Consider the following 23,494-nt stretch of genomic DNA (forward strand, 5'->3'; position numbering starts at 1 on the left):
CGTAGCCCTGAGTTTGACGAAGGGCGCTTCTCAGCCGAGAGCCGGGCTTCGACAGGCTCAGCCCTACGGTATTTTAGGAACATTATCATGACCAAGCCCCGCGTACTCATCTCTGACAAGATGGACCCCAATGCCGCCAAAATTTTTGAAGAACGTGGTTGTGACGTCGATGTCATCACCGGCAAGACGCCTGAAGAATTGAAAGCAATTATCGACCAATATGATGGCCTTGCAATCCGCAGTTCAACCAAAGTCACCAAAGAAATCCTCGAAGCGGCGACCAATTTGAAGGTTGTCGGCCGCGCCGGGATTGGCGTCGACAATGTCGATATCCCCGCAGCGTCTGCCAAAGGCGTCGTGGTGATGAACACACCGTTCGGCAATTCGATCACGACTGCGGAACATGCAATCGCGCTGATGTTCGCGCTCGCCCGCCAAATTCCGGAAGCGAATGAGCAGACGCAGGCGGGCAAATGGCCGAAAAATGATTTCATGGGTGTTGAGGTTACCGGCAAGACCCTCGGCCTGATCGGCGCAGGCAATATCGGCAGCATCGTTGCCAGCCGCGCACTTGGCCTGAAGATGAAGGTCGTCGCTTTCGATCCCTTCCTGACGCCAGAGCGCGCCGTCGAAATGGGCGTTGAAAAGGCCGATCTCGATACGCTGTTCGCCAAGGCCGATTTCATCACACTGCACACGCCGCTGACCGATCAGACGCGCAACATCCTCTCCGCCGCCAATATCGCCAAGTGCAAGAAAGGCGTCCGCATCATCAACTGCGCGCGCGGCGGACTGGTGGACGAGGCCGCGCTCAAGGAGGCGCTCGACAGCGGCCATGTCGCCGGTGCCGCGCTTGACGTGTTCGAAACCGAACCGGCCAAAGACAGCCCGCTATTTGGAACCCCCAACTTCATTTGCACCCCGCACCTCGGTGCATCAACCAACGAGGCGCAAGTCAATGTCGCGCTGCAGGTTGCCGAGCAGATGGCCGACTATTTGGTCAATGGCGGCGTCACCAACGCGCTCAATATGCCGAGCCTGAGTGCTGAGGAAGCGCCGAAGCTGAAGCCCTATATGGCACTGGCCCAGCAGCTCGGTTCGCTGATCGGCCAGTTGCAACATGGCGACCTGACCCAGATCAGCATCGAAGTTGAAGGGGCGGCTGCCGAACTCAATATCAAGCCGATTACTGCCGCCGTACTTGCCGGGTTCATGCGCCGTTTCTCGGATGCCGTGAATATGGTCAACGCGCCATATTTGGCCAAAGAGCGCGGCTTTGACATTCGCGAAGTCCGCCACGACCGCGAAGGCGATTACCACACACTGGTCCGCGTTTCGGTGAAGACCGATATTGGCGAACGTTCGGTTGCCGGCACCATTTTCAGCAATGGTACGCCGCGACTGGTCGAATTGTTCGGTGTGAAGGTTGAGGCCGATCTTGAAGGCAATATGCTCTATATTGTCAATCAGGATGCGCCCGGTTTCATTGGCCGCCTGGGCACCACATTGGGTGAAGCCGATATCAATATCGGTACCTTCCACCTCGGTCGTCAGGAAGCTGGCGGCGTTGCCGTGCTGTTGCTGTCGGTCGACACACCGGTGCCTTCTGCCACGCTGGAGGCGATCCACAACCTGCCGGGCGTGAAGCGCGCGATGGCGTTGCGCTTCTGATGTGCTAAGGCACGCGCCATGACCAACAGCCTGCTCCCCACCGGATTTCGTGACCGCCTGCCGCCAGAGGCTGATGCTTCGGCACGGCTGGTACGGGCCATTCTGGATACGGCGGCGAGCCATGGTTATGAGCGCGTGCAGGCTCCATTAGCCGAATATGAGGCCAGCCTGACCGGCAGCCTTGGCACTTCGGCCCGCGATCTGCTGCGCTTTGTTGATCCCGTCTCGGGCGAAACAATGGCGGTGCGCAGCGACATTACCGGCCAGATCGGGCGCATTGCGTCCACACGAATGGGGCACCATCCCCGCCCGGTGCGCTTGTCTTATGGCGGCCCGGTAGTGAAATTGCGCGCGACCCAGCTGCGCCCCGAACGCGAGATGATGCAGGTAGGGGCAGAATTGATCGGTCTAGACAGCGTTGCTGCGGCTATTGAGGTGGTATCGGTTGCCATCGAAGGCCTGAAGGCTGCGGGCGTGAAAGACATCACGCTCGACCTTACCATGCCCGATCTTCTCGATGTCCTGAAACCGAAAGGTGACAGAGAAGAACTGAAGGCCGCACTCGATGCCAAGGATGCGGGCGCTGTGCCTGCCGCACTGGCCCCTTTGATTGCAGCGGCGGGCGCCTTGCCCGATGCGCTGGACCGGATGCGGGCATTTGACAGCGAGAGCAAACTCAAGGATCGGCTGGATGCGATCGAAGCGATTGCTGCCGCTGTTCCCGCTGATATCCGCGTCACGCTCGATCCCACCGAGCGGCACGGTTTTGAATATCAGACCTGGTTTGGTTTCTCGCTCTTTTCTGCCCATGCATCGGGTGAAATCGGGCGGGGCGGGGCCTATCGTATAGGCAAGGAGCCGGCGATTGGCTTCTCTGCTTACATCGATCCGCTGATTGACGCGGGGCTGGCACAGGGCGAACGCCGCCGCCTGTTTCTGCCCATCGGTACCATGCCGCAAAAGGCGGCATCATTGCGCGCCGAGGGGTGGGTTACAGTCGCACAACTAACCGAAGAGGACAGCGCGGAGGCACAGATCTGCACCCATGTGCTGCGCAACGGGCGGCCGGAAGCGGTTTGAATTCTGGCGTCGCCCCAGCGAAGGCTGGGGCCGATATAAGTTTAAGCATTCGCCGTTGAGTAAACCTCCTGCGGCCCCAGCCTTTGCTGGGGCGACGGTAAGCATTAGCGCCCAAACACCCCTTTCAACCAGGCATCGACCACTGGCGTTGCCGGATAGGTCAGATCGCCTAATTTGCGGTTGATCTCGGCATGGCCCTGCATGCCTTTGCCTTCAAACGCGTTGAGCTGAACCTTACTACCGCCCTTGCGCAGGGCGTCGGCCAGCGCTTCCGACTGTCGTTTACCGTCGGCGCGGTCAACGTGGAGGATCAGGAAGGCCGGTGCGTTCGGGCTTTGCGCATGCCAATAGGGCGAAAGCGCCTTTTGTCGGGATGGGTCGGTTCCGAATGCCTGCACATAGGTATCGCTCATGATCTTCGCGCCCTCGCTCATCTGCGCAGGGACATCATAGGCCGCTCCGTCGATGGGAATGACCCCAGACAGGTCGTCAAGCTTAAGTCCGGCACCGCGAAGATATTGCGGATCGCTGCCCACCAGCGCTGAGAGATGCGCGCCGGCACTATGTCCCATTAGCACGACGCGGTTACGATCGATCCCAAATTTCTCGGCGTTCTTCAGCAGATAGGCGATCGCTGCCGACACATCGGCGCCCTGCTGTTCGACGGTAGCGGCAGGCACGAGCCGGTAATTGATCGACGCCATATGATAGCCGAGCCCTGTGTAATGCGTCACCTTGTCGGTCCCGGTCGCATTGCGCTTGTCCCCGCGCTTCCATCCGCCGCCATGGACGAAGATCAAAAGCGGCGCACGTGCTGCGTTGGTTTTGGCTTTGTAGAAATCCAGTTTCTGCAGGGCGTCGCTGCCATAGGCATGCTCGACGCCGCCCAGCGCTATATATTGCCGGTCGTTGGTCGGGTTGGCGGTGCGCTTGTCGTTGCCAAGGCGTGATTGGACGCGTTCCATGATCTCGCCCGAACATTTTTCCGATAGATTGCCGCTTTTGCTTTGCAGGCATTCGCGCATCTTGCCGCGATCCATGCCGCATAGTTCGACCACTTCGCGCCGACATTCGCGGCTCAGCCGCTCGCCACGCTGCGCCTGACATGCGGTCGCGACAAGCGCGATAGTCGAGGCGGTGAGAATCCAGTTGCGCATCAGTTGGCCTTTCAGCTTTCTTTTAAGGTGGACGAAGCGCGTCCATCATCATAACGGGGCTCACGGCGAATCCCTTCGCGGAAAATTCCTTCTGCGCAGAAAAAGGCCACCACGCCTCGACAGGCGTGTGTAGTTTCGGGAAAACCGTAATGGCAAATGTAACTGTAATCGGCGCCCAGTGGGGCGACGAAGGCAAAGGCAAGATTGTCGACTGGCTGGCAAGCCGCGCCGACGCCGTAGTCCGCTTTCAGGGCGGGCATAATGCAGGCCACACTTTGGTCGTTGGCGACCAGACCTATAAATTATCGCTGCTTCCTTCCGGAATCGTCACCGGCACCTTGTCGATTATCGGCAATGGCGTGGTACTCGATCCCTGGCATCTGAAGTCCGAGATCGAAAAGCTCGAAGGGCAGGGCGTTACAATCAACACCGAGAATTTCGCGATAGCCGACAATTGCCCGCTTATCCTGCCGATCCACCGCGATCTGGACGGGCTGCGCGAAACCGCCGCCGGTTCGGGCAAGATCGGCACCACTGGCCGCGGCATCGGCCCGGCCTATGAGGACAAGGTCGGCCGCCGCGCAATCCGTGTCTGCGACCTCGCGCATCTTGACGCATTGGATGCGCAGCTCGACCGGCTCTGTGCGCACCACGATGCGCTGCGCGCCGGTTTTGGCGAGCCTGCGGTTGACCGCGAGCGGTTGCTCAATGACCTACGCGAGATTGCGCCATTTGTGCTGCAATATGCCCAGCCCGTATGGAAGCGGCTGAAGAAGGTACGCAAAGCAGGCGCGCGCGTGCTGTTCGAAGGCGCACAAGGCGTGCTGCTTGATGTCGATCATGGGACGTATCCCTTTGTCACCAGCTCGAACACGGTCAGCGGCACCGCTGCCTCTGGGTCGGGCCTTGGCCCCAATGCCACCGGTTTTGTGCTTGGTATCGTCAAAGCCTATACCACCCGTGTCGGTTCAGGGCCTTTCCCGACCGAGCTGGAGGATGAAGTCGGCCAACGCCTTGGCGAGCGCGGCCATGAATTTGGCACGGTAACCGGGCGCAAGCGCCGCTGTGGCTGGTTCGATGCGGTTATCGTGCGGCAGAGCTGCGCAGTGTCTGGCGTCACCGGTATCGCGTTGACCAAGCTCGACGTCCTTGACGGGTTCGAAACGATCAAGATCTGCACCGGCTATCGTCTCAACGGCAAAATCCTCGATTATCTGCCCAGCCATGCTGCCGACCAGGCCAATGTCGAGCCGATTTACGAGGAAATGCAGGGCTGGCAGGAAACCACCGCTGGTGCCCGCAGTTGGGCCGATTTGCCTGCACAGGCGATCAAATATGTCCAGCGTATCCAGGAACTGATTGAAACACCGGTTGCACTGGTCAGCACCTCACCCGAGCGTGAAGACACGATATTGGTGCGCGATCCGTTCGCGGATTGAGCATCAGCTCCCGGCTTTGGCGACGTCCATTATGGCGTCGACAAAGCCTTGGGGGTCATCTTCCTGGATGAAATGCCCGCCGTGCAATGTGCGGTGGTCAACCCGCTTCGTTCCGGGCACCCGATCAAGGAATTTGCGATCGCCGCCGCGCGTGATCGGGTCGCCGTCGGAAAAGCAGCACAGGAACGGCTTGTTGAAAGCCTCCAACACTACCCACGCCTTGATCTGGTCGGGCACCGCGACATTATCACCCAAAGGGACGAAAGACGGGTAGACGCGCGTTGCGACCTTCGAAGCGCGAGTGGGGAAGGGGGCGTCATAGGCTGCGATTTCCGCTGGGCTAAGGCCGCGCTTGCTTCCTTTTGCAACGATCTTACCGATCGGAAAAACGGGGCTGTAGCGGGAAAAGGCGCGCCAAATGGCGAACGCACGCGGGGCGTCCTCTCCAGCGGGTAGTCCTCCGTTAGAAAGGGCAACACCGGCAAAGCGCTCCGGCATTTCCGCCACCAGCCGCAATCCAATCAATGATCCCCAATCCTGACAGGCAAGGATAATATTGCGCAGGTCAAGCGCCTCCACCCATTCGCGCATCCAGCCAACTTGGGCGGCATAGCTATAAGCACTACGCTCCAAAGGTTTGTCCGACCGGCCAAAGCCAATCAGGTCGGGCGCGAGCGCCCGAAACCCGGACTGCGCCAACGGACCTATCATGTGGCGATAGAGATAGCCCCATGTCGGTTCCCCATGCAGCATCAGTACAGGCTGGGCATCGCGCTGACCCTCATCGACAAAATGCACACGCAGCCCGCCGGAGATATCCAGATATTGCGGCGTGAATGGCCAATCCGGTAAGTTTGCGAAGCGCGCATCTGGCGTGCGGAATATAGTCATCATCTTCTCCCCTGTTGGTTTGAGGACTAGGTGCGAAGTCGATGCGATTCAATCGGATTGCGCGTCTCTTCATGATTGGGCAGTCTGCGCTTATGACCAACCCACCGATAATTAGAAACGCACGCTCAGAGGATTCGACCCAGATTGCCGAGATTTATGCCCATCATGTGCATAATGGTACTGCTAGTTTCGATACCGAACCGCGCTCTATAGAGGCGACCGTTGCCAAAATAGCTGAATGCGCAAAGCGCGGTTGGCCTTTCCTTATCTGCGCCGATGGCCAAGTCATCCTCGGCTATGCTTATGCGACGCAGTTTCGGGATCGCCCTGCTTATGGCTTGGCCTGCGAAGATTCGATCTACGTCCATCCCGATAATGTCGGCAAAGGTGTCGGCAAGCTTTTGCTGGTCGCGCTGGTTGATGCAGCCGAGGCAGCCGGCTTTCGGCAGATGCTGGCTGTTATCGGCGGAGGTGAGCCTGCTTCGGTCGCGCTGCATGCCAGCCTTGGCTTTGAGCATGTAGGCCGGATGCGTTCTGTTGGCCGCAAATTCGGGCGTTGGCTGGATTCGGTTTACATGCAGCGAGCGCTTGGCGCTGGAGGTAGCCAACCACCGGAAAAAGAGCCTGGATGAGTTGCGCATTGCCCTTGATTTAATCGTGCGATTAACCCAAACACTCCTTTCGAAGGGAGGAGCGTATCATGGAATTTGCAGGCATCGGCTATAGCGAGGAGCAGATCCAACTGCTCGACGTGGCGAGCGAATTTTGCCGGGACAAGTCTCCGATTGCCAAAGTGCGCGCGCTTCTCGAAAGTGAAACCGGCTTCGATGCCGATGTCTGGAAGGAAATCGTCGAACTTGGCTGGCTGGCCATTGCCATTCCGGAGGCGCAGGGCGGTGTGAGCCTGTCGCTCGCCGAAGTCGTTCCTGTGGTGGAGCAGATGGGACGTAATCTGCTCGCATCGCCTTTTGTCTCGACGATTGTAACCCAACAGGCATTGCTGGCTGGTGCCACGGCTGCGCAGCAGGGCGAATGGTTGCCACGGCTTGCCGCAGGCGAAATCGGAACGCTGGCCCTTGGCGAAGCACATGGCGACTGGGATCTGGCAAATGTCACAGCATCGGCCACCCGCGCCGGAGGCACAATCCGGCTTTCTGGTACGAAGCATTTCGTGCTCTGGGCCGATAGCGCCGCGCTGGTCGTCGTATCGGTGCAGCTTGATGGAAAGCCCGCGCTGGTTCTGGTCGAAAAATCTGCCATTCCGGCCGAGGCACTGCGACGCGAAACCATCGTCGATGAAACCAAGCGCAGCTTTGCGTTGTCGCTCGATGGAATTTCGGTATCCGAAAATGCTGTTCTCGATGGATCACGCACCAGCGCCGCGCTGGCCCAGATCGAACTGGCCGCAAACCTGCTCCAGTCCGCCGAAATGTGCGGCGGGTCGCAGGCGGTTATAGACTACACACTCGACTATCTGCGCACCCGCAAGCAATTCGGCAAGCTGATCGGCGAATATCAGGCCCTTAAACATCCGATGGTTGATGCCTATGTCGGCTATGAAAAGGCGCGCACGCATCTGTACAGCGCGGCGCACAGCATTTCCGATCAGGGCAGGGGCGAAGTCGCCGTGCGTATGGCCAAGGCAGCGGCGGACGGCGCCTATAGCTTTGCCGCAGACCGGGCGATCCAGTTTCACGGCGGATTCGGCTTTACCCATGATTGCGATGCCGGTCTGCACCGGCGGGCAGCGATATTCCACGCTTCGCAATTTGGCGATGCCGCCTGGCACCGCAAAAAACTGGCGGATTTGCTGCTGGTTTGAGCAAAATGCCGCGCAAAGGCTTGACCTTTGGTGGGCACAAGGTTAGGGGCAGCCACTTTCCGGGAACAGCGATTCCCGTCACTGCTAAATTTATAGGGATTTTGAAGATGTCGCGCATTTGCGAACTGACCGGTAAGGGTCGCATGGTAGGCAACAACGTGAGCCACGCTAACAATAAGACCAAGCGCACCTTCCTGCCCAACCTGCAGAATGTTACGCTGCTTTCGGATGCGCTGGAGCAGGCATTCAAGTTCCGCGTTTCGGCTTCGGGCCTGCGTTCGGTTGAACATGTAGGCGGCCTCGACAACTGGCTGCTCAAGACTTCGGACGAGAAACTGAGCACCAATGCCCGCAAGGTGAAGAAGGCGGTTTCGAAAAAGCAGGCTGCAGCCGCTTAATCACGCTTACTTCGTTAGAGTTTCAAAACCGGGGGCGGTTTCCGCCTCCGGTTTTTTATTGGGCAAATCCAGCGCGAATTGCATCAATATGGTGCGCTGAAGCGGGGTGAAATTGTCATCGGAAATCATCCAGACGATGATGCGGCCATTCTCCTCCGTTACAGCTAGACCCTCCATATTATCGACCAGCAGGGGGGATGCGAGGGTGGCGATGACTTGCGGGGTGATTGCCTTGTCGGATTCAATTTTGGCTGGATCGAGTAACGCCAGCTTGGCGGAAAAGCCTTGCGGCAGCCCGATGCGGCGGTTGAGTATTAGCAACCGGCCATCGGGTAACAACGTCGCATCAGTCGGTCGGTAACCTTCCGGCGCGCGATAGCCAAAGGGTGTTGTTTGAGAGCCCGCTTCAACAGGGTCACCTGAATATAGAAAAGCACTGTTGCTGCTATCGGCCCGATGGTGCGTTTCAGAAAACAGCACGAATCGTCCGTCGCGCAACCGCGCAATCGCTTCGACGCCGCCATTGGCCTTCCACCCATCTGTGAAGGTCAGCCTTTTGGTGCCGTCAATCCGGCCAAGCGATGGAGAAAACCGCCGGATGGCGTGGCGTGCTTCATAACTTACCCAAATCCGGCCAGATGACGGGTCACGGGTCATGCCTTCGCTGTCGCGGTCGCGATAGTCGGCTTCGTCACCATACGCCCCTGGCAAGGCAGCGATAAAGCTGTCTTCCATCCGGTTTGACTGGCCAAGCGTGAAACCTATCAAGGCACCGGCGTCACTGACCGCAAGAAAGCGGTTGTTGTCGATAACCGCCAAAGCCGAAATACCCCCGAAATCGCTGTTATCGCTGCGCAATTCCCATGCGTTCAGGAAAGTGAGTGTGCCTACTTTTTTGCGGTCTGGATCGCTCTCATCCAGTTCCAATGGCACCAGTTCGATCTGCTGGCTGTAATTGCGTGAATAGACCCGGTGGCCACCGACAGCAGCAAGCATCAACAGCAAAAGCAGGGCTAATCTGGGTAGGCGCTTGCGCATGGCGGGCTTCATAGCATTCATAAAAACAAGTTCAAACATGAACAAAAGATAACGCCGACATTCAGCAAAGGCTCAAGCCGAATCGCTTAGCCAATGCTCAACAGGGCAAAATTCAAGGCGGACTTGGGACAAGGATCCGCCAGTGCAAAGGAGAAAGAAGATGAACATGAAAAAGTCGCTCGGCGCACTGGTCGCAGCCGCAACCCTCGTTACCGGTTTTTCGGCTACCCCGGCCTTTGCAGGCCGTTATGACGATGATGGCTATTACAGCTATCGGGATCGCGACAATTACCGTTACCATCGCCGTGATCGCGGCTATCGCTGCGATAAGGGCACGGGCGGAACCGTAATCGGTGCCGTGGCAGGTGGCCTTGCCGGACGTGAAATCGCCCGCCGCGGCAATCGCACCGAAGGTGCCATCATCGGCGCAGCGGTAGGTGCCCTTGCGGGTCGCGCAATTGACAAGTCGGACAGCAACTGTCGTCGCCGCTATCGTTAATTGGTAACATTTGAAACTTGTCGCCGCATAGCCACTGGCGCTATGCGGCGGCATGGCAAATCCAGTCGATTCCGCGCGTGCGGCCATCCGGCCGATGTTTCGCGCACCCGAACCCGAAACCCTCGCTCCGCTGGTAGCAGCAGCGCAGCTCTCTCCCTCCGAACGTGACGGTGTCGTCACACGAGCGCGCGGCCTGCTGGACGAATTGCGCGCAGCGCAGACCGACGGTTGGGTCAATCAGTTCCTTCAGGAGTATCGGCTGGGTACCGAAGAGGGCACGGCATTGCTGTCGCTGGCCGAGGCCTTTCTGCGCGTCCCTGATGCCGATACGGCTGACCTTCTGATCGCGGACAAGCTGGGCGACGCCAACTGGCGTGCGCATAGCGGCAAATCGGCGAGCCTGTTGGTCAATAGCGCAACCTGGGGGTTGGTGCTGGGCAAGGCGATGGTCGGTGATGATGGCCGGGGCGTGCTGCGCAAGCTGGTGTCGCGCGCGGGCGAACCCTTTGTACGGCAAGCGGTGGGTGCCGCTATGCGCCTGATGGGGCAGGTGTTCGTCATGGGACGCACCATTGAAGAAGCGATCAAGCGGATGGATACGCCTGAGAACAACGGCTTCACTGCCAGCTTTGACATGCTCGGCGAAGCCGCCCGCACCCGTGCCGATGCCGAGCGCTATTTCGAGGCCTATCAAGGCGCCATTGCGGCTGTCGGCGCTAACCCCGCGCGTGGGCATAGCGTTTCGGTGAAGCTTTCTGCGCTGCATCCGCGTTATGAAACGGCGAAGGCAGCGACTTATGTTCCCGAACTGTCGGCGATGCTGGTCGATCTGGCGCGACAGGCAGCGACGGCTGGAGTGCAGTTGACCGTCGATGCCGAAGAAGCGGCGCGGCTGGAGATGAGCCTCGACATCATCGAGGCCGCTGCGCGTGACCCGCAGCTGAAGGGCTGGGATGGGCTGGGCATGGCGGTGCAGGCTTATTCGAAACGTGCCCGCCCGGTTCTGGCTTGGGCGGATGCGCTGGGCAAGGATACCGGGCGCATCATGCAGGTTCGTCTGGTCAAGGGTGCCTATTGGGACAGCGAGATCAAATGGGCGCAGGAACGCGGACTTTCGGATTATCCGCTGTTTACGCGCAAGCCTTCAACCGATGTCTCTTATCTGGCCTGCGCGAAGGATATGTTGCGCGCGGCCAATATCCGCCCGGCCTTTGCGACGCACAATGCGCTGACCGTTGCGACGATCCTCGAATGGGCAGGGCAGACGCGCGATTTTGAATTCCAGAGGCTGCACGGCATGGGGCAGGGGCTGTTTGAGCGGCTGGTGCAGGACGAAGGCTATCATTGCCGCATCTATGCGCCGGTTGGCGGGCATCGCGATTTGCTCGCCTATCTCGTGCGCCGCCTGCTCGAAAATGGCGCCAACAGCAGCTTCGTCCACCAGCTTGCGGACGAGGAGGTCAGCGAGGAAGAGTTGCTGGCTGATCCGGTCGAGAAGGTGATGGAAGTGGGCGGCACGCGCCATCCGGCCATCCGCTTGCCGGCCGAACTGTTTGCGCCCGAACGCGCGAATAGTGAGGGTATGGACCTTGAGGATGCGGCTGTCCTTGCCGACATCGCTGCCAAGGTCGCGGCTATGCCTGCTATGCCCGCTGGTATTGACGTGGATGTCGCAACCGCGATTGCCGCTGCCGAGGCGGCCTATCCTGATTGGTCGGCAACGCCTGTCGAAGAACGCGCGGCCTGTCTGGAACGCCTCGCCGACCTGCTCGAACAGCATCGCGCGCCGTTGATGGCCATTGCGGTGCAGGAGGCGAAGAAAACGATCCCCGATGCACTCGCCGAAGTGCGCGAGGCGGTCGATTTCTGTCGCTATTATGCGGCGCGCGCACGGCACGATATGCTGCCGGTCGAGCTGCCCGGACCTACTGGCGAGCGCAATGTGCTGCGCTACGAAGGCCGCGGTGTTTGGGCGGCGATTGCGCCATGGAACTTTCCGCTGGCGATCTTTCTGGGGCAGGTAGCAGCCGCGCTCGTCACCGGCAACACCGTTGTGGCCAAGCCGGCACCACAAACACCTGATATTGCACGCTATTCTATAGACCTTGCCCGAAAGGCAGGTGTCCCCGCCGGCGCTATCCAAATCGTCACGGGTGGTGGTGAGGTAGGTCAGGCCCTTCTGGGCGATCGCCGCATTGTCGGCACGGTGTTCACCGGCTCGGTTCCCACTGCCAAGGCGATCGCCCGCAACCTCCTTACCGACGATGCCCGACCGCTGGTTCCGCTAATCGCCGAAACCGGCGGCCTCAACGCCATGTTTGTCGACTCGACCGCGCTGTCTGAACAGGTGGTGCGCGACGTCGTCATTTCCGGCTTCCAGTCGGCCGGACAGCGCTGCTCGGCATTGCGCCTGTTGTTGCTGCAGGAGGAGATTGCAGAGCACACGATCGACATGCTCGTCGGTGCGATGCGCGAACTGGTGGTTGGCGATCCCGCCAACCCCGCAAATGATATCGGCCCGGTGATCGACAAAGCAGCCTATGACCGGCTGATGGCCTATCGCCAGAAAGTGGCCGACCGAATTGTGTTTGAAGTACCGGTACCCACAGACGGCCTTTATGTGCCACCTACGCTAGTTCGCCTCGACAGCCTCGATGACCTCAACACCGAATGGTTCGGCCCCATCGTCCATGTCGCAACATGGCCTGCAGGCAGACTGGAAGAGACGATCGCCGCAGTCAACGCCAAGGGCTTTGGCCTGACCATGGGGCTGCACAGCCGCATCGCCCGCGTTTCGGAAGCGGTCGAAGCGACTGCGCGCGTTGGCAATCTCTACATCAACCGTTCGATGATTGGAGCCGTAGTCGGAAGCCAGCCATTTGGCGGGGAAGGGCTTTCAGGTACCGGGCCCAAAGCGGGCGGTCCCAATTATCTGCATCGTTTCTGCGCTGAACGAACGACAAGCATCGACACGACCAGTGCAGGCGGCAACGCCTCGCTGTTGTCGCTAGAAGACAGCTAAAGAAAAGGGGCGATGCGCGACCCGGCACCGCCCCTCCCCCGTTAACGAAATTGCCCCCCGTTAACGGTGTCCCTGTTGGCGAAATCTCTCAGTCGCGCGCAGCTTTGATATCTTTCATGCTGCGTTCAAGGTCGCGACCCATTGCCTCGAACTCTGGCACCATGGTTGCGAAGGCTGATGCAAATCCGCTGAGCATGGTCATCATCTGGCGACTGCCTTTGCCCAGTTTGCGCGGAAGACGTTCCGTATCGCGGCCGGCCAGATCGGCGACAGTTGCGTCTTCGCGGATGGGTTTTTCGATCGTCCCCGGACGCGCATTTTCAACAGCTGCGGCGAATTTGCCGACAGGCAAGTCGAGCAAGGTTTCGCCCATGCGCTCGACCATTGCAGCTACGCCATTTTGGACGCGCGGGTCCGCCAGATCTTCCGCCATTTCGCTCAGTTTGGCTTCGGCGTCGCGGCTGTCATCCGTGTTCTTCGCAAGAGCGATTGGCGCAGCGGTCGATGCTTCCCCCGTTCCAGCGACGAACTGGATATTCTGCGCCTCGGCAGCTTTCGCACCGGGCGCAAAGGCCAGCAGAAGAACGGCAAAACCGGCAACCGCCGGAACACGCAAATCAATCGAGCGCATGGCCCATCACCCCAGAAATGCCGACATATCTAAGCCCGGCAAACCACAAGCCCCATTACGGCCTGAACGTGGGCCTTATATCAGCGCTCGGCTGACGGCGCACTGAACAATGCTGTCAGTAAGTTGCAAGCAAGGTAAATGGTTGTAAAATTCAGACCTCAATCACGGCTATTCGGCGGCCACTGTTGCGATTGCATCCGAGAGAGGATGGGCGAGTCGGGACAACATCTCCTTTGGACAAACCTGCCAGAACTCTCCGCGCCGCCGTTCCCAATCTTCGAGGATCGAGTTTGACCACTGGCTATCGGTGGCAACTGCATGTTCAGCAATAAGCGCCTTGAGTTCCGCCTCCCAATAGGCGCTGTCGAGGCGTTGCCAGACGATGCTGTCCGGGTTGGCGCGTGTAGGGAAATTGCCTTCTGGGTCGAGTACGAAAGCCATGCCGCCTGTCATACCCGCGCCGAAATTGCTGCCGGTCTCGCCAAGAATGATGGCGGTGCCGCCGGTCATATATTCGCAGCCATTGGCGCCGCAGCCTTCGACAACAACCTGCGCACCCGAATTGCGCACGGCAAAACGTTCGCCTGCCTGACCGGCAGCAAATAATTTACCGCAGGTTGCCCCATAGAGAACCGTGTTGCCGATGATCGAGTTTCGCTGGCTTTCAAGGTTTGAACTGACTGTTGGCCGAACGACAATCTTGCCGCCAGACAATCCCTTGCCGACATAGTCATTGGCGTCGCCAAAGACTTCGAGCGTGATGCCCTGGCAGAGGAATGCGCCGAGCGACTGGCCTGCAGACCCGCGCAATCGGATCTGCACATGGTCGTCGGCCAGCCCTTTCATTCCGTAAAGCCGCGTCACTTCCGAACTGAGTTTCGTGCCAACCGCACGATGCGTGTTGCGGACATTATAGGTCAGCTGCATCTTTTCGCGGCGATCGAATACCGGCCGTGCATCCTTGATGATCTGCGCGTCAAGGCTATCGGGAACGGCGTTGCGGAAGCTAGCAATGTTGAACCTGCGCGCCTCGTCCGGGGCATCGACCTTGGCAAGGATCGGGTTGAGGTCGAGATCGTCGAGATGTTCGGCACCGCGATTGACCTGACGCAGCAATTCGGTGCGACCGATGATTTCATCGAGCGAGCGGAACCCAAGCCGTGCCAATATTTCGCGCACCTCTTCGGCGATAAAGGTCATCAGGTTGATGACCTTTTCGGGTGTACCAGTGAATTTGGCGCGCAGCTTTTCATCCTGCACGCAAACGCCGACCGGGCAGGTATTGGAATGGCATTGCCGCACCATGATGCAGCCCATGGCGACAAGGCTGAGCGTGCCGATGCCATATTCCTCAGCACCCAGAATGGCCGCTATTACGATGTCGCGCCCGGTCTTGAGCCCACCATCGGTGCGCAGCTTTACCCGGTGACGCAGTCCGTTCAGGGTCAACACCTGATTGGCTTCGGAAAGGCCCATTTCCCACGGTGTGCCCGCATATTTGATGCTGGTAAGCGGGCTTGCGCCAGTGCCGCCGACATTGCCCGAAACAAGGATGACGTCGGCATGCGCCTTGGCGACGCCCGCAGCAATCGTGCCGATGCCTGCAGCGCTAACCAGCTTGACACACACCCGCGCGCGCGGATTGATCTGCTTCAGGTCGTAGATCAGCTGCGCAAGATCCTCGATCGAATAGATGTCATGGTGCGGGGGAGGGGATATTAAAGTTACCCCGGGCGTCGAGTGGCGCAGCCGCGCAATCATCTCGGTCACCTTGAAGCCGGGAAGCTGTCCGCCTTCGCCGGGCTTCGCGCCCTGCGCGACCTTGATTTCGATTTCCTCGCAAGCGCCCAGATATTCGGCGGTGACGCCGAAACGCCCGCTGGCGATCTGCTTGATCACGCTGTTGGCGTTGTCGCCATTCTCATAGGGCGTGAAGCGCTTGCTGTCCTCACCGCCCTCACCAGAGACCGCTTTGGCGCCAATGCGGTTCATCGCGATAGCCAGCGTTTCATGCGCCTCGGGCGACAGCGCGCCCAGCGACATGCCGGGCGTCACGAAACGCTTGCGAATTTCGGTGATCGCTTCGACTTCGTCGAGCGGCACGCCTTCGCGTGGATAGTTGAACTCCATAAGGTCGCGCAGATAGATGGGCGGCAATTCGCGTACGCCCGCTGCAAATTGCAGATAGGTTGAGTAACTGTCTTTCGCGACCGAGCTTTGCAGCAGGTGCATCAGGCCAGCCGAATAGGCATGCGCCTCGCCATCTTTGCGTTGCTTGTAGAAACCGCCTACTGGCAGGCGGGTAATCGCTGCGTCAAAGGCTTCCGCATGGCGTTCCGCTGCATTCACGAAAAGCGATTGGTAACCTTCGCCTGAAATCTTGTTCGGCATTCCGGGGAAGAAATCATTTACCAGCGCACGCGACAATCCAACCGCCTCGAAATTATAACCGCCACGATAGCTGGAGATCACCGCGATTCCCATTTTCGACATGATCTTTAGGAGACCCTCATTGATCGCGGTGCGGTAGTTCTCAATCGCGGTTCCGAGATCCAGTTCGCCCAACAGCCCGCGCGCATGACGGTCGGCAATCGCGGCTTCGGCCAGATAGGCGTTCACCGTGGTCGCGCCTACGCCGATCAGCACAGCAAAATAATGCGTGTCGAGACATTCAGCTGAACGCACATTGACCGAGGCATAGCTACGCAAGCCTGCACGGACGAGGTGGGTATGGACCGCCGCCGCAGCGAGGATCATCGGGATCGCAACGCGTTCGGCGTCGATATCTATATCGGTCAGGAACAATTCGGTCTGGCCAGAACGCACCGCTGCCTCTGCTACCTCGCGGATACGGCGGATGGCCGCACGAAGGCCTTCCTGTCCCTCGGTGACCGGATAGGTACAGTCAATTTCGGCAGCTGCCTTGCCAAATGCCGCCTTCAACCGGCTCCATTCGGCATTGGTCAAAACCGGGCTTTCAAGCACGAGGACGTCGCTGTTCTGCCCCGTCTCGTCGAGGATGTTGGCGAGGTTAGAAAAACGCGTCTTCAGGCTCATCACATGCCGTTCGCGCAAACTGTCGATCGGCGGGTTGGTGACCTGGCTGAAATTCTGGCGGAAAAACTGGCTGATGATGCGCGGCTTGTCCGAAATCACGGCGAGTGGCGTATCGTCGCCCATGCTACCGACCGCTTCTTTCGCGTCCTCGACCATGGGGCTGAGGATCATTTCCATATCTTCCAGCGTCATGCCGGCGGCGACCTGCCGACGTGTAAGTTCGGCGCGTGTCCAGTCGAGTGCTGCGTCACTTCCGGCGGGCAAATCGGAAATAGTACGGAACCCGCCTACCAGGGCGGCATAATCCTGCTCGGCAGCGACCCGATCCTTGAGCTCCGCGTCACGATAGAGCTTACCTTCGTCGAGGTTGACTGCAATCATCTGGCTGGGGCCGAGGCGGCCCTTTTCGACGATGGTGTTTTCCGGAACGATGACCATTCCGGTTTCCGAGCCGATGATCAAAAGCCCGTCATTCGTGCGGCTATAGCGCAGCGGGCGCAGCGCATTTCGATCGACACCCGCAACCGCCCAATGGCCGTCCGTCATCGCCAGCGCGGCAGGGCCATCCCATGGCTCCATAACGCTCGCCATATATTCGTACATGGCCTTATGATTGGCAGGCAGGTTCGGGTTTGACTGCCATGCCTCGGGGATAAGCATCAGCTTCGCCGTTGGCGCTTCCTTGCCCGAGCGGATCAGCGTTTCGAACACGGCATCGAGCGCCCCTGTATCGGATGCGCCCGCCGGGATCACCGGCTTGATGTCGTCGCTATGATCGCCGAATGCGATACTGGCCATCTTGATTTCGTGGCTCTTCATCCAGTTCTGGTTGCCCCGGATCGTGTTGATCTCGCCATTGTGCGCAAGCGCCCGGAAGGGTTGTGCCAGCCACCATTGTGGAAAGGTGTTGGTCGAATAACGCTGGTGAAAGACAGCGACACGGCTTTCGAAGCGTTCGTCCTGCAGGTCGGGATAGAAGATCGAAAGACTCTCTGCGAGGAATAGCCCCTTGTAGACGATCGACTGGCACGACAGCGAGCAGATGTAGAAATCGCGTATCTGCGCCGCGATTACCTTTTTCTCGATCCTGCGACGGATGAGATAGAGGTTCTTTTCGAACTCGGTTGCATCAACAGCGTCCGGCATCGGCCCGGCGATCATGATCTGCTCGATTTCAGGGCGCGTCGCCTGCGCCTTCAGGCCGATAACCGAAACATCGACCGGCACCTGTCGCCAACCATAAATGGTATAGCCCGCCTCGATGATTTCGGCTTCGACGATCGTACGGCATGCCTCTTGCGCGCCGAGATCGGTACGCGGCAAGAAGACCATGCCTACGGCAAGCCGGTTGGGGCGCGGCTTGTGCCCGGCAGCGGTGATGGCATCGTCGAAGAAGCGGACCGGCAAGTCGACATGCAGACCTGCACCGTCGCCGGTCTTGCCATCGGCATCGACCGCGCCACGATGCCAGACGGCCTTCAACGCTTCGATTCCGGCCGCAACCACGCGCCGCGAAGGCTTGCCATCGGTCGCGGCGATCAGCCCGACGCCGCACGCATCGCGCTCGGTTTCGGGATAGTACATGCCTTCTGCGGCGAGGCGGGCATGTTCGGGAGTGGGGAAGTGGTGGGTCATGCCGCTACCTTTGATTTAGTTATCTGGTTCTGCATCCAGCGGTGCATATGCTCCACCACATCGCGGCCATCCTTGATTGCCCAGACGACTAGGCTCGCGCCGCGGACGATATCGCCCACAGCGAAGACACCGGGCAGGTTGGTCATGCCGGTGATGTGATCCGCGCGGATGGTGCCCCAGCGGGTGACGTTTAGGTCCGGTGATCCGAACAGTGTCGGCAAATCCTCGGGCTCAAAGCCCAGCGCCGTGATCACCATGTCGGCATCAAGCGTGAAATCGCCTTCCGGGTCTTGCTCGGGCGCGCGGCGACCGCTGGCGTCGGGCGCGCCGAGGCGCATCTTGCTGACATGCACTTTCTCGACAGCATCCGTGCCGTCAAACGCCTTGGGCGCGGAGAGCCAGACAAACTCGACGCCTTCCTCTTCGGCATTGGCGACTTCGCGTTGCGATCCAGGCATATTGTCGCGGTCGCGGCGGTAGAGGCATTTGACCGACCTTGCCCCTTGGCGGATCGCGGTGCGGACGCAGTCCATCGCGGTATCGCCGCCGCCGATGACGACGACATTCTTGCCCGCTGCGTTCAATGTGCCATCGTCAAAGGCAGGCACGGCATCGCCAAAGCCCTTGCGGTTAGAGGCGGTGAGATAATCGAGGGCGGCATGGATACCTGACAGGCCGATGCCGGGCGTCTTGATGTCACGCGCCTTATAGACGCCGGTGGCGATCAGGATGCTGTCATGTTTCGCGCGCAATTCATCGAGGTTGGCGTCACGACCAACTTCGAAATTGGTATGGAGGACGACGCCCGCTTCCTTCAATCGCTCAACGCGGCGCATCACCACATCCTTCTCCAGCTTGAAGCCGGGGATGCCATAAGTGAGGAGGCCGCCTGCGCGGTCATACCGGTCGTAGATGTGGACCTCATAGCCTGCGACGCGCAGATATTCAGCCGCCGTCAGCCCGCCGGGGCCTGCACCGATGATGCCTACCGACTGGCCGCGCGCCGCACCGATCTCGATGGGTTCGACCCAGCCTTCAGCCCAGGCGGTGTCGGTGATATATTTTTCGACGCTGCCGATGGTGACTGCGCCATGGCCCGAAAACTCTATCACACAATTGCCTTCGCAGAGGCGGTCCTGCGGGCAGATGCGGCCACAGATTTCGGGCATCGTACTGGTCAGGTTCGACAGCTCATAGGCTTCGCGCAGCCGGCCCTCTGCAGTGAGGCGCAACCAGTCGGGGATGTGGTTGCCGAGCGGGCAATGCACCGAGCAATAAGGCACGCCGCATTGCGAGCAGCGTGAGGCCTGCTCGGTTGCTTCCTCTGGAGCGTAACGGTTGGCGATTTCCTGGAAATCTTCGGCACGCAAGGTCGCTTCCCGCTTTTTAGGGAAGGATTGGCCCGTGCCGACGAATTTGAGCATGCGTTCTTGTGGCATGCCGCGGCCATAGCGAGGCACCTGACCTATGTTCAAGGCCTATTCGGACATATAGGGCAGATATACTAACCTAAATTAGCGGATTTGAAACCAAGTTAGTTCTGCCCGCAACTTTATTTCAGTATAAAAGGGCCGATACGGACTTATATCGCTCCGAGCCACATCAACGCTGCAACCCCCGCAATGATTCGATACCAGGCAAAGGGGCCAAAGCCGTAACGGGTAACCACCGCGAGGAAGGCCTTTACAACCGCCCAGGCGACGAGGAACGACACCACAAAGCCGATCGCCAAAAGCCCCATATCGTCTGCGCTCACCTCGCTGCGGTGCTTGTAGAGCTGCAACACGGTGGCTCCGGTGAGTGTCGGAAGGGCGAGAAAGAAGCTGAATTCGGCGGCGGTCTTGCGGTCGACGCCCATCGCCATCGCCCCCAATATCGTCGCGCCCGAACGCGACACGCCGGGGATCATCGCGAGGCATTGCACTACACCGACCATGGCGGAGCGTTGCCAGCTGATTTCGGCCACCCCGCCGGCATCGCTGGTCTTCGCATATTTCTCCACCACCAAGATCGCAAAGCCGCCGATGATCAGCGCCCACGCCACGATCACCGCATTTTCGAGCATCATCTCGATCGCGTCGCCAAAGGCCAATCCCAGCACCACCGCGGGGATGAAGGCCAGCAACAGGTTGCGCGTAAAGGCCACCGCTTTGGCGTCCCAACGGAACAGCCCGGTAAACACCTCCCAAAATGTCCGCCAGTAGAGCACGACAATCGCCAGGATCGCGCCGGGCTGGATTGCGATGTTGAACAGCGCCCAGCGCTTGGCATCATAGCCCATCAGCTCGGTCGCGAGGATCAAATGCCCGGTCGAGGAAACGGGGAGGAATTCGGTGATCCCTTCCACAATGCCCAGGATCACGGCGGTCCAGAATTCACTCATTGTTTTCGCACCCATTTCTCTCGTTCGTCATTCCCGCGCAGGCGGGAATCCATCACCCGCTGGTGAAATTTATACCACCGGAGATGGGCCCCCGCCTGCGCGGGGGTGACGAAAATTTGGAAGTAAAAGCATTGCAGCAATCAAGCCGCCGCCGCGTCACCAAAGCGGCCATGCTTGCGATAGAGCGTCATCCAGTCATGCGCCACCGCATCAATCGGTGTGGCGGTGATGCCCAGCGCGGCAAGCCCGTCCGCCCCCGACACCACATTGTCATACGCCAGCATCTTGAGTTGATCGCCTGAAATCGGCCCGCCGGGGATGAGGGTGAGCAGCTTGGCCGCCGCATCGGGCACCGGCACGAACAGCTTGTTGTGGCCGGTCGCCTTGGCAATCCATTCGTTCAATTGCAGCATCGAGAAGACCTGCGGCCCGCCCAGTTCGAGCGTTTCGCCGCCACTACGCCCAAGCGCCGCCACCACCGCGCGCGCCACATCGCCAACGAACACCGGCTGGAACTTGGTTTCGGCACCGATAACTGGAACGATGGGCAGCATCCGGATCAGCCCGGCAAACCGGTTGATAAACGCATCCTCGCGCCCGAAAATGATCGAGGGGCGCAGGATGGTGGCATTGGGGAAGGCCGCGCGCACCGCCGCCTCTCCGCCCGCCTTGCTGCGCCCATATTCGGCGGTGCTTTCCGCATCCGCGCCGATGGCTGACATATGGACGAGCGCCGAAACGCCCGCTTTCGCCGCCGCATGCGCGACATTGGCCGCACCCGCCCGCTGGATCGCATCCAGATTGTCGAAACTGCCCACCAGATTGACCGCCATATCGGCCCCGACCAACGCGTTGGCGACCGTCGCCGGCTTGGTAATGTCACACGCGCAGAGCGAGACCTGCCCCAGATTGCCCAGCGGCTTCACGATCACGCTCCCTCGCGTATCGCGCACCGCAACCCGCACCCGGGCCCCCGCCGCGCACAGCGCCTGCACCACATAACGCCCGACAAAACCGCCGCCGCCGAACACCGTTACCAATTTACCGTTGAGATCGCTCATTGCCTGCCCGTCAGTCTCTACAATAGGGAGAATATATGGACGGCGCTTTGCACGATGGGCGCGTCCGAGGCAAGTGGCGTGATGCCCCGGACGGTTGAGTTTACCTATCCTGAAATCGGGCGCACAGGCGCACGATCAGCCTATTTCCTGACATAATGGATTGTCGCACCGTTGGCCGATGCGACCTCCAGCTTGCCGTCAGCAGTCAGCTTTGCAGTCGCGGCTTTCTCCAGCAGCGCGCGATAGACTTGCTCCTGATCCATCAGCGCAGGGGCGCACGCCATCATCGTGCCGATCATCGGGGGGAAGACCTTCAGGCCGGTGCCTTCCAGCTGGTAATTCGCGCCATAGCCGTTGCAGCCCGATTTGCCGCCGACCTTGCCGTCGCTGCCCAGCATCAATGTCACTTCGCTGCCGCTGACAACCGGCTTGCCGCCGATGCTATCGGCCTGCCACCAGACATCCTTGATGCTGATCGCGGGGGCAGGGGGTATAGGGTAGGCCAGTTCCTGTACCTCCACCCGCTTGCTGCGACGGTGATAGAGGCACAGCATCTTTGCCTTTGCGCCCTTCATATGGGGTTGCGGCCAAGTACCGGTGACGACCCGCGCGTCGATCAACAGACGGTCCGAATAGCGGATCGGCGGGCCGGTTTCCGCATTGTTCAGGTTGGCGGCCTTCAGGCAGGCGGCCTGCGAGGCTTTGTCGACCTGCATCCAGCTGTTTGAACTGGCGGCGTGTGCGGGGGCCGCCGCCGCGATAGAAGCGACGGCAACCCCGCCGAGGGGGATCAAGGCACGCACAGGCTTTAGTAGCCTGTGCGCGTGCAAAGCACGTCGGCCAGATAGACACGACCGCTGACGGTTTCCATGCTCTGCCGTGCCGAGCCAGCCCAGCCGATCGACTTGCAATAGCTATCCGCCGTTTCGGCAGCACAGTTTGCGCTCGCGCTGCCGTAGCCGCAGGCAAGTACGCGGCGTCCGTTCGAATTGCCGGGGGCAGGGAAGAACTCTGCCGCCATGCCGCGCAGCGACGTACCGGCAGCCGGATGCTCGATAACCGGTGGCGCATAGCCCAGCGGACGCATCGACTGCACCATCATCATCTGCGGGGCGAAACGACGGATATTGGGTTCGTCCGCCGACACGGTGATGCACGGGCTGCGATAGCGGGTGCGCGAGCAAAGCTCCCACGTACCCGATTTGACGCGGATCGAATTGACCGACCAGCGCAGCGCCAGATTAGTCTTCGCCTCACCCACAAACACCGCCGGGCCGCTGAAATTTGCATCGCGATAGATGGTTGCTTCGCCGCGACCCATCGGGGCCATCTTGTCGGTCTGTGCAACGCTGGCGGTGGTGGCGGCGGCAATGCCACCGGCGATCAGCAACGATATTGTCGACTTTTTCATGCGCCTTGTCCTTTCAAAAGAAATACAGGCCCGCGCGACAGTCTTTTGGCTTCTCGCGCCGGGGATACAGCGATCCACCCGGAACAGAAGCTGGCATAATTGAGCGGTTTAATCCAGCGCACAATTTTACCGCATCTTACCTTTGCCGATTTTTTGCGCGCCGGGGCCGCGCAGCCGTTGACATCCGCAGGCGACCCGTTAAAGGAGCGCCCCTACCCGATGTCCGGCGCTGTTGCCGGGACATCCCGTGCCCAGATGGCGGAATTGGTAGACGCACCAGCTTCAGGTGCTGGCGCTCG

The 23,494-nt window shown here is 59.8% G+C and carries 18 protein-coding genes; 8 read left to right on the forward strand and 10 right to left on the reverse strand.

The annotated features are described in order from the left end of the window. Window positions 1-87 precede the first annotated feature (87 nt). Together serA and PKC81_RS01900 are read left to right on the forward strand one after the other, a co-directional pair. Complete coding sequence (gene serA, locus PKC81_RS01895; protein ID WP_324332947.1) at window positions 88-1,671, forward strand: phosphoglycerate dehydrogenase; 1,584 nt, start codon at window positions 88-90, stop codon at window positions 1,669-1,671. An 18-nt stretch (window positions 1,672-1,689) separates the two neighbouring features. Continuing rightward, window positions 1,690-2,751 (forward strand): ATP phosphoribosyltransferase regulatory subunit, encoded by a 1,062-nt coding sequence (locus tag PKC81_RS01900; protein WP_324332948.1) that lies wholly within the window; start codon window positions 1,690-1,692, stop codon window positions 2,749-2,751. Between the two features lie 104 nt (window positions 2,752-2,855). Here the strand turns inward: PKC81_RS01900 and PKC81_RS01905 are convergent, their stop codons facing one another. Then, a complete protein-coding gene (locus PKC81_RS01905; protein WP_324332949.1) occupies window positions 2,856-3,908 on the reverse strand; it encodes an alpha/beta hydrolase in 1,053 nt (350 codons plus the stop codon). A 149-nt stretch (window positions 3,909-4,057) separates the two neighbouring features. Between PKC81_RS01905 and PKC81_RS01910 the strand changes: the two genes are divergently transcribed. Next, complete coding sequence (locus PKC81_RS01910; RefSeq protein ID WP_324332950.1) at window positions 4,058-5,347, forward strand: adenylosuccinate synthase; 1,290 nt, start codon at window positions 4,058-4,060, stop codon at window positions 5,345-5,347. 3 nt (window positions 5,348-5,350) lie between these two features. On the opposite strand, the gene PKC81_RS01915 is transcribed toward PKC81_RS01910, so the two are convergent. After that, the gene (locus PKC81_RS01915; protein WP_324332951.1) at window positions 5,351-6,241 is read right to left on the reverse strand and encodes a haloalkane dehalogenase; all 891 of its coding nucleotides are present in this window, start codon (window positions 6,239-6,241) and stop codon (window positions 5,351-5,353) included. A gap of 89 nt (window positions 6,242-6,330) precedes the next feature. Here PKC81_RS01915 and PKC81_RS01920 point away from each other — a divergent pair, with 89 nt between their 5' ends. The 3 genes from PKC81_RS01920 (at window position 6,331) to rpmB (ending at window position 8,458) form a co-directional block, all read left to right on the forward strand. Next, window positions 6,331-6,870: a GNAT family N-acetyltransferase gene (locus PKC81_RS01920; protein ID WP_324332952.1), complete on the forward strand. Its 540-nt coding sequence runs from the start codon at window positions 6,331-6,333 to the stop codon at window positions 6,868-6,870. 68 nt (window positions 6,871-6,938) lie between these two features. After that, entirely contained in the window at window positions 6,939-8,060 is a 1,122-nt protein-coding gene (locus tag PKC81_RS01925; RefSeq protein ID WP_324332953.1) for an acyl-CoA dehydrogenase family protein, read from the forward strand. 107 nt (window positions 8,061-8,167) lie between these two features. Continuing rightward, entirely contained in the window at window positions 8,168-8,458 is a 291-nt protein-coding gene (gene rpmB, locus PKC81_RS01930) for a 50S ribosomal protein L28 (protein WP_324332954.1), read from the forward strand. A 6-nt stretch (window positions 8,459-8,464) separates the two neighbouring features. On the opposite strand, the gene PKC81_RS01935 is transcribed toward rpmB, so the two are convergent. Beyond that, on the reverse strand, window positions 8,465-9,496 hold the full coding sequence (locus PKC81_RS01935) for an esterase-like activity of phytase family protein (protein ID WP_324332955.1): 1,032 nt from the start codon (window positions 9,494-9,496) through the stop codon (window positions 8,465-8,467). Between the two features lie 160 nt (window positions 9,497-9,656). On the opposite strand from PKC81_RS01935, the gene PKC81_RS01940 reads away from it, so the two are divergent. Together PKC81_RS01940 and PKC81_RS01945 are read left to right on the forward strand one after the other, a co-directional pair. Then, complete coding sequence (locus tag PKC81_RS01940) at window positions 9,657-9,995, forward strand: glycine zipper 2TM domain-containing protein (RefSeq protein WP_324332956.1); 339 nt, start codon at window positions 9,657-9,659, stop codon at window positions 9,993-9,995. 52 nt (window positions 9,996-10,047) lie between these two features. Beyond that, entirely contained in the window at window positions 10,048-13,017 is a 2,970-nt protein-coding gene (locus PKC81_RS01945) for an L-glutamate gamma-semialdehyde dehydrogenase (RefSeq protein ID WP_324332957.1), read from the forward strand. Between the two features lie 88 nt (window positions 13,018-13,105). Here the strand turns inward: PKC81_RS01945 and PKC81_RS01950 are convergent, their stop codons facing one another. The 7 genes from PKC81_RS01950 to PKC81_RS01980 form a co-directional block, all read right to left on the reverse strand. Continuing rightward, window positions 13,106-13,648 carry a hypothetical protein gene (locus tag PKC81_RS01950; RefSeq protein ID WP_324332958.1) on the reverse strand — a complete coding sequence of 181 codons (543 nt, stop codon included), beginning with the start codon at window positions 13,646-13,648 and terminating at the stop codon, window positions 13,106-13,108. 168 nt (window positions 13,649-13,816) lie between these two features. After that, a complete protein-coding gene (gene gltB, locus PKC81_RS01955) occupies window positions 13,817-18,340 on the reverse strand; it encodes a glutamate synthase large subunit (RefSeq protein WP_324332959.1) in 4,524 nt (1,507 codons plus the stop codon). Continuing rightward, the gene (locus tag PKC81_RS01960) at window positions 18,337-19,779 is read right to left on the reverse strand and encodes an NAD(P)-dependent oxidoreductase (protein ID WP_324332960.1); all 1,443 of its coding nucleotides are present in this window, start codon (window positions 19,777-19,779) and stop codon (window positions 18,337-18,339) included. The genes gltB and PKC81_RS01960 overlap by 4 nt, the downstream gene beginning before the upstream one ends. 143 nt (window positions 19,780-19,922) lie before the next feature. Next, window positions 19,923-20,723, reverse strand: a complete 801-nt coding sequence (locus tag PKC81_RS01965; RefSeq protein ID WP_324332961.1) for an undecaprenyl-diphosphate phosphatase — start codon at window positions 20,721-20,723, stop codon at window positions 19,923-19,925. A gap of 140 nt (window positions 20,724-20,863) precedes the next feature. Then, window positions 20,864-21,784, reverse strand: coding sequence for a complex I NDUFA9 subunit family protein (locus PKC81_RS01970; protein ID WP_324332962.1), 921 nt, complete (start codon window positions 21,782-21,784; stop codon window positions 20,864-20,866). Window positions 21,785-21,924: 140 nt separating this feature from the next. Further along, window positions 21,925-22,578, reverse strand: a complete 654-nt coding sequence (locus PKC81_RS01975; RefSeq protein ID WP_324332963.1) for an META domain-containing protein — start codon at window positions 22,576-22,578, stop codon at window positions 21,925-21,927. Window positions 22,579-22,592: 14 nt separating this feature from the next. Beyond that, on the reverse strand, window positions 22,593-23,195 hold the full coding sequence (locus tag PKC81_RS01980; RefSeq protein WP_324332964.1) for a beta/gamma crystallin-related protein: 603 nt from the start codon (window positions 23,193-23,195) through the stop codon (window positions 22,593-22,595). Window positions 23,196-23,494 lie beyond the last annotated feature (299 nt).

The sequence above is a fragment of the Sphingorhabdus sp. genome (assembly GCF_035329025.1).
Lineage (GTDB): Bacteria > Pseudomonadota > Alphaproteobacteria > Sphingomonadales > Sphingomonadaceae > Sphingorhabdus_B.

Bases quoted from the DNA above. Each gene is read 5' to 3' on its own strand.
- serA (WP_324332947.1), top strand. From the start codon at position 88: ATGACCAAGCCCCGCGTACTCATCTCTGACAAGATGGACCCCAATGCC.
- PKC81_RS01900 (WP_324332948.1), top strand. From the start codon at position 1,690: ATGACCAACAGCCTGCTCCCCACCGGATTTCGTGACCGCCTGCCGCCA.
- PKC81_RS01905 (WP_324332949.1), bottom strand. From the start codon at position 3,908: ATGCGCAACTGGATTCTCACCGCCTCGACTATCGCGCTTGTCGCGACC.
- PKC81_RS01910 (WP_324332950.1), top strand. From the start codon at position 4,058: ATGGCAAATGTAACTGTAATCGGCGCCCAGTGGGGCGACGAAGGCAAA.
- PKC81_RS01915 (WP_324332951.1), bottom strand. From the start codon at position 6,241: ATGATGACTATATTCCGCACGCCAGATGCGCGCTTCGCAAACTTACCG.
- PKC81_RS01920 (WP_324332952.1), top strand. From the start codon at position 6,331: ATGACCAACCCACCGATAATTAGAAACGCACGCTCAGAGGATTCGACC.
- PKC81_RS01925 (WP_324332953.1), top strand. From the start codon at position 6,939: ATGGAATTTGCAGGCATCGGCTATAGCGAGGAGCAGATCCAACTGCTC.
- rpmB (WP_324332954.1), top strand. From the start codon at position 8,168: ATGTCGCGCATTTGCGAACTGACCGGTAAGGGTCGCATGGTAGGCAAC.
- PKC81_RS01935 (WP_324332955.1), bottom strand. From the start codon at position 9,496: ATGCGCAAGCGCCTACCCAGATTAGCCCTGCTTTTGCTGTTGATGCTT.
- PKC81_RS01940 (WP_324332956.1), top strand. From the start codon at position 9,657: ATGAACATGAAAAAGTCGCTCGGCGCACTGGTCGCAGCCGCAACCCTC.
- PKC81_RS01945 (WP_324332957.1), top strand. From the start codon at position 10,048: ATGGCAAATCCAGTCGATTCCGCGCGTGCGGCCATCCGGCCGATGTTT.
- PKC81_RS01950 (WP_324332958.1), bottom strand. From the start codon at position 13,648: ATGCGCTCGATTGATTTGCGTGTTCCGGCGGTTGCCGGTTTTGCCGTT.
- gltB (WP_324332959.1), bottom strand. From the start codon at position 18,340: ATGACCCACCACTTCCCCACTCCCGAACATGCCCGCCTCGCCGCAGAA.
- PKC81_RS01960 (WP_324332960.1), bottom strand. From the start codon at position 19,779: ATGCCACAAGAACGCATGCTCAAATTCGTCGGCACGGGCCAATCCTTC.
- PKC81_RS01965 (WP_324332961.1), bottom strand. From the start codon at position 20,723: ATGAGTGAATTCTGGACCGCCGTGATCCTGGGCATTGTGGAAGGGATC.
- PKC81_RS01970 (WP_324332962.1), bottom strand. From the start codon at position 21,784: ATGAGCGATCTCAACGGTAAATTGGTAACGGTGTTCGGCGGCGGCGGT.
- PKC81_RS01980 (WP_324332964.1), bottom strand. From the start codon at position 23,195: ATGAAAAAGTCGACAATATCGTTGCTGATCGCCGGTGGCATTGCCGCC.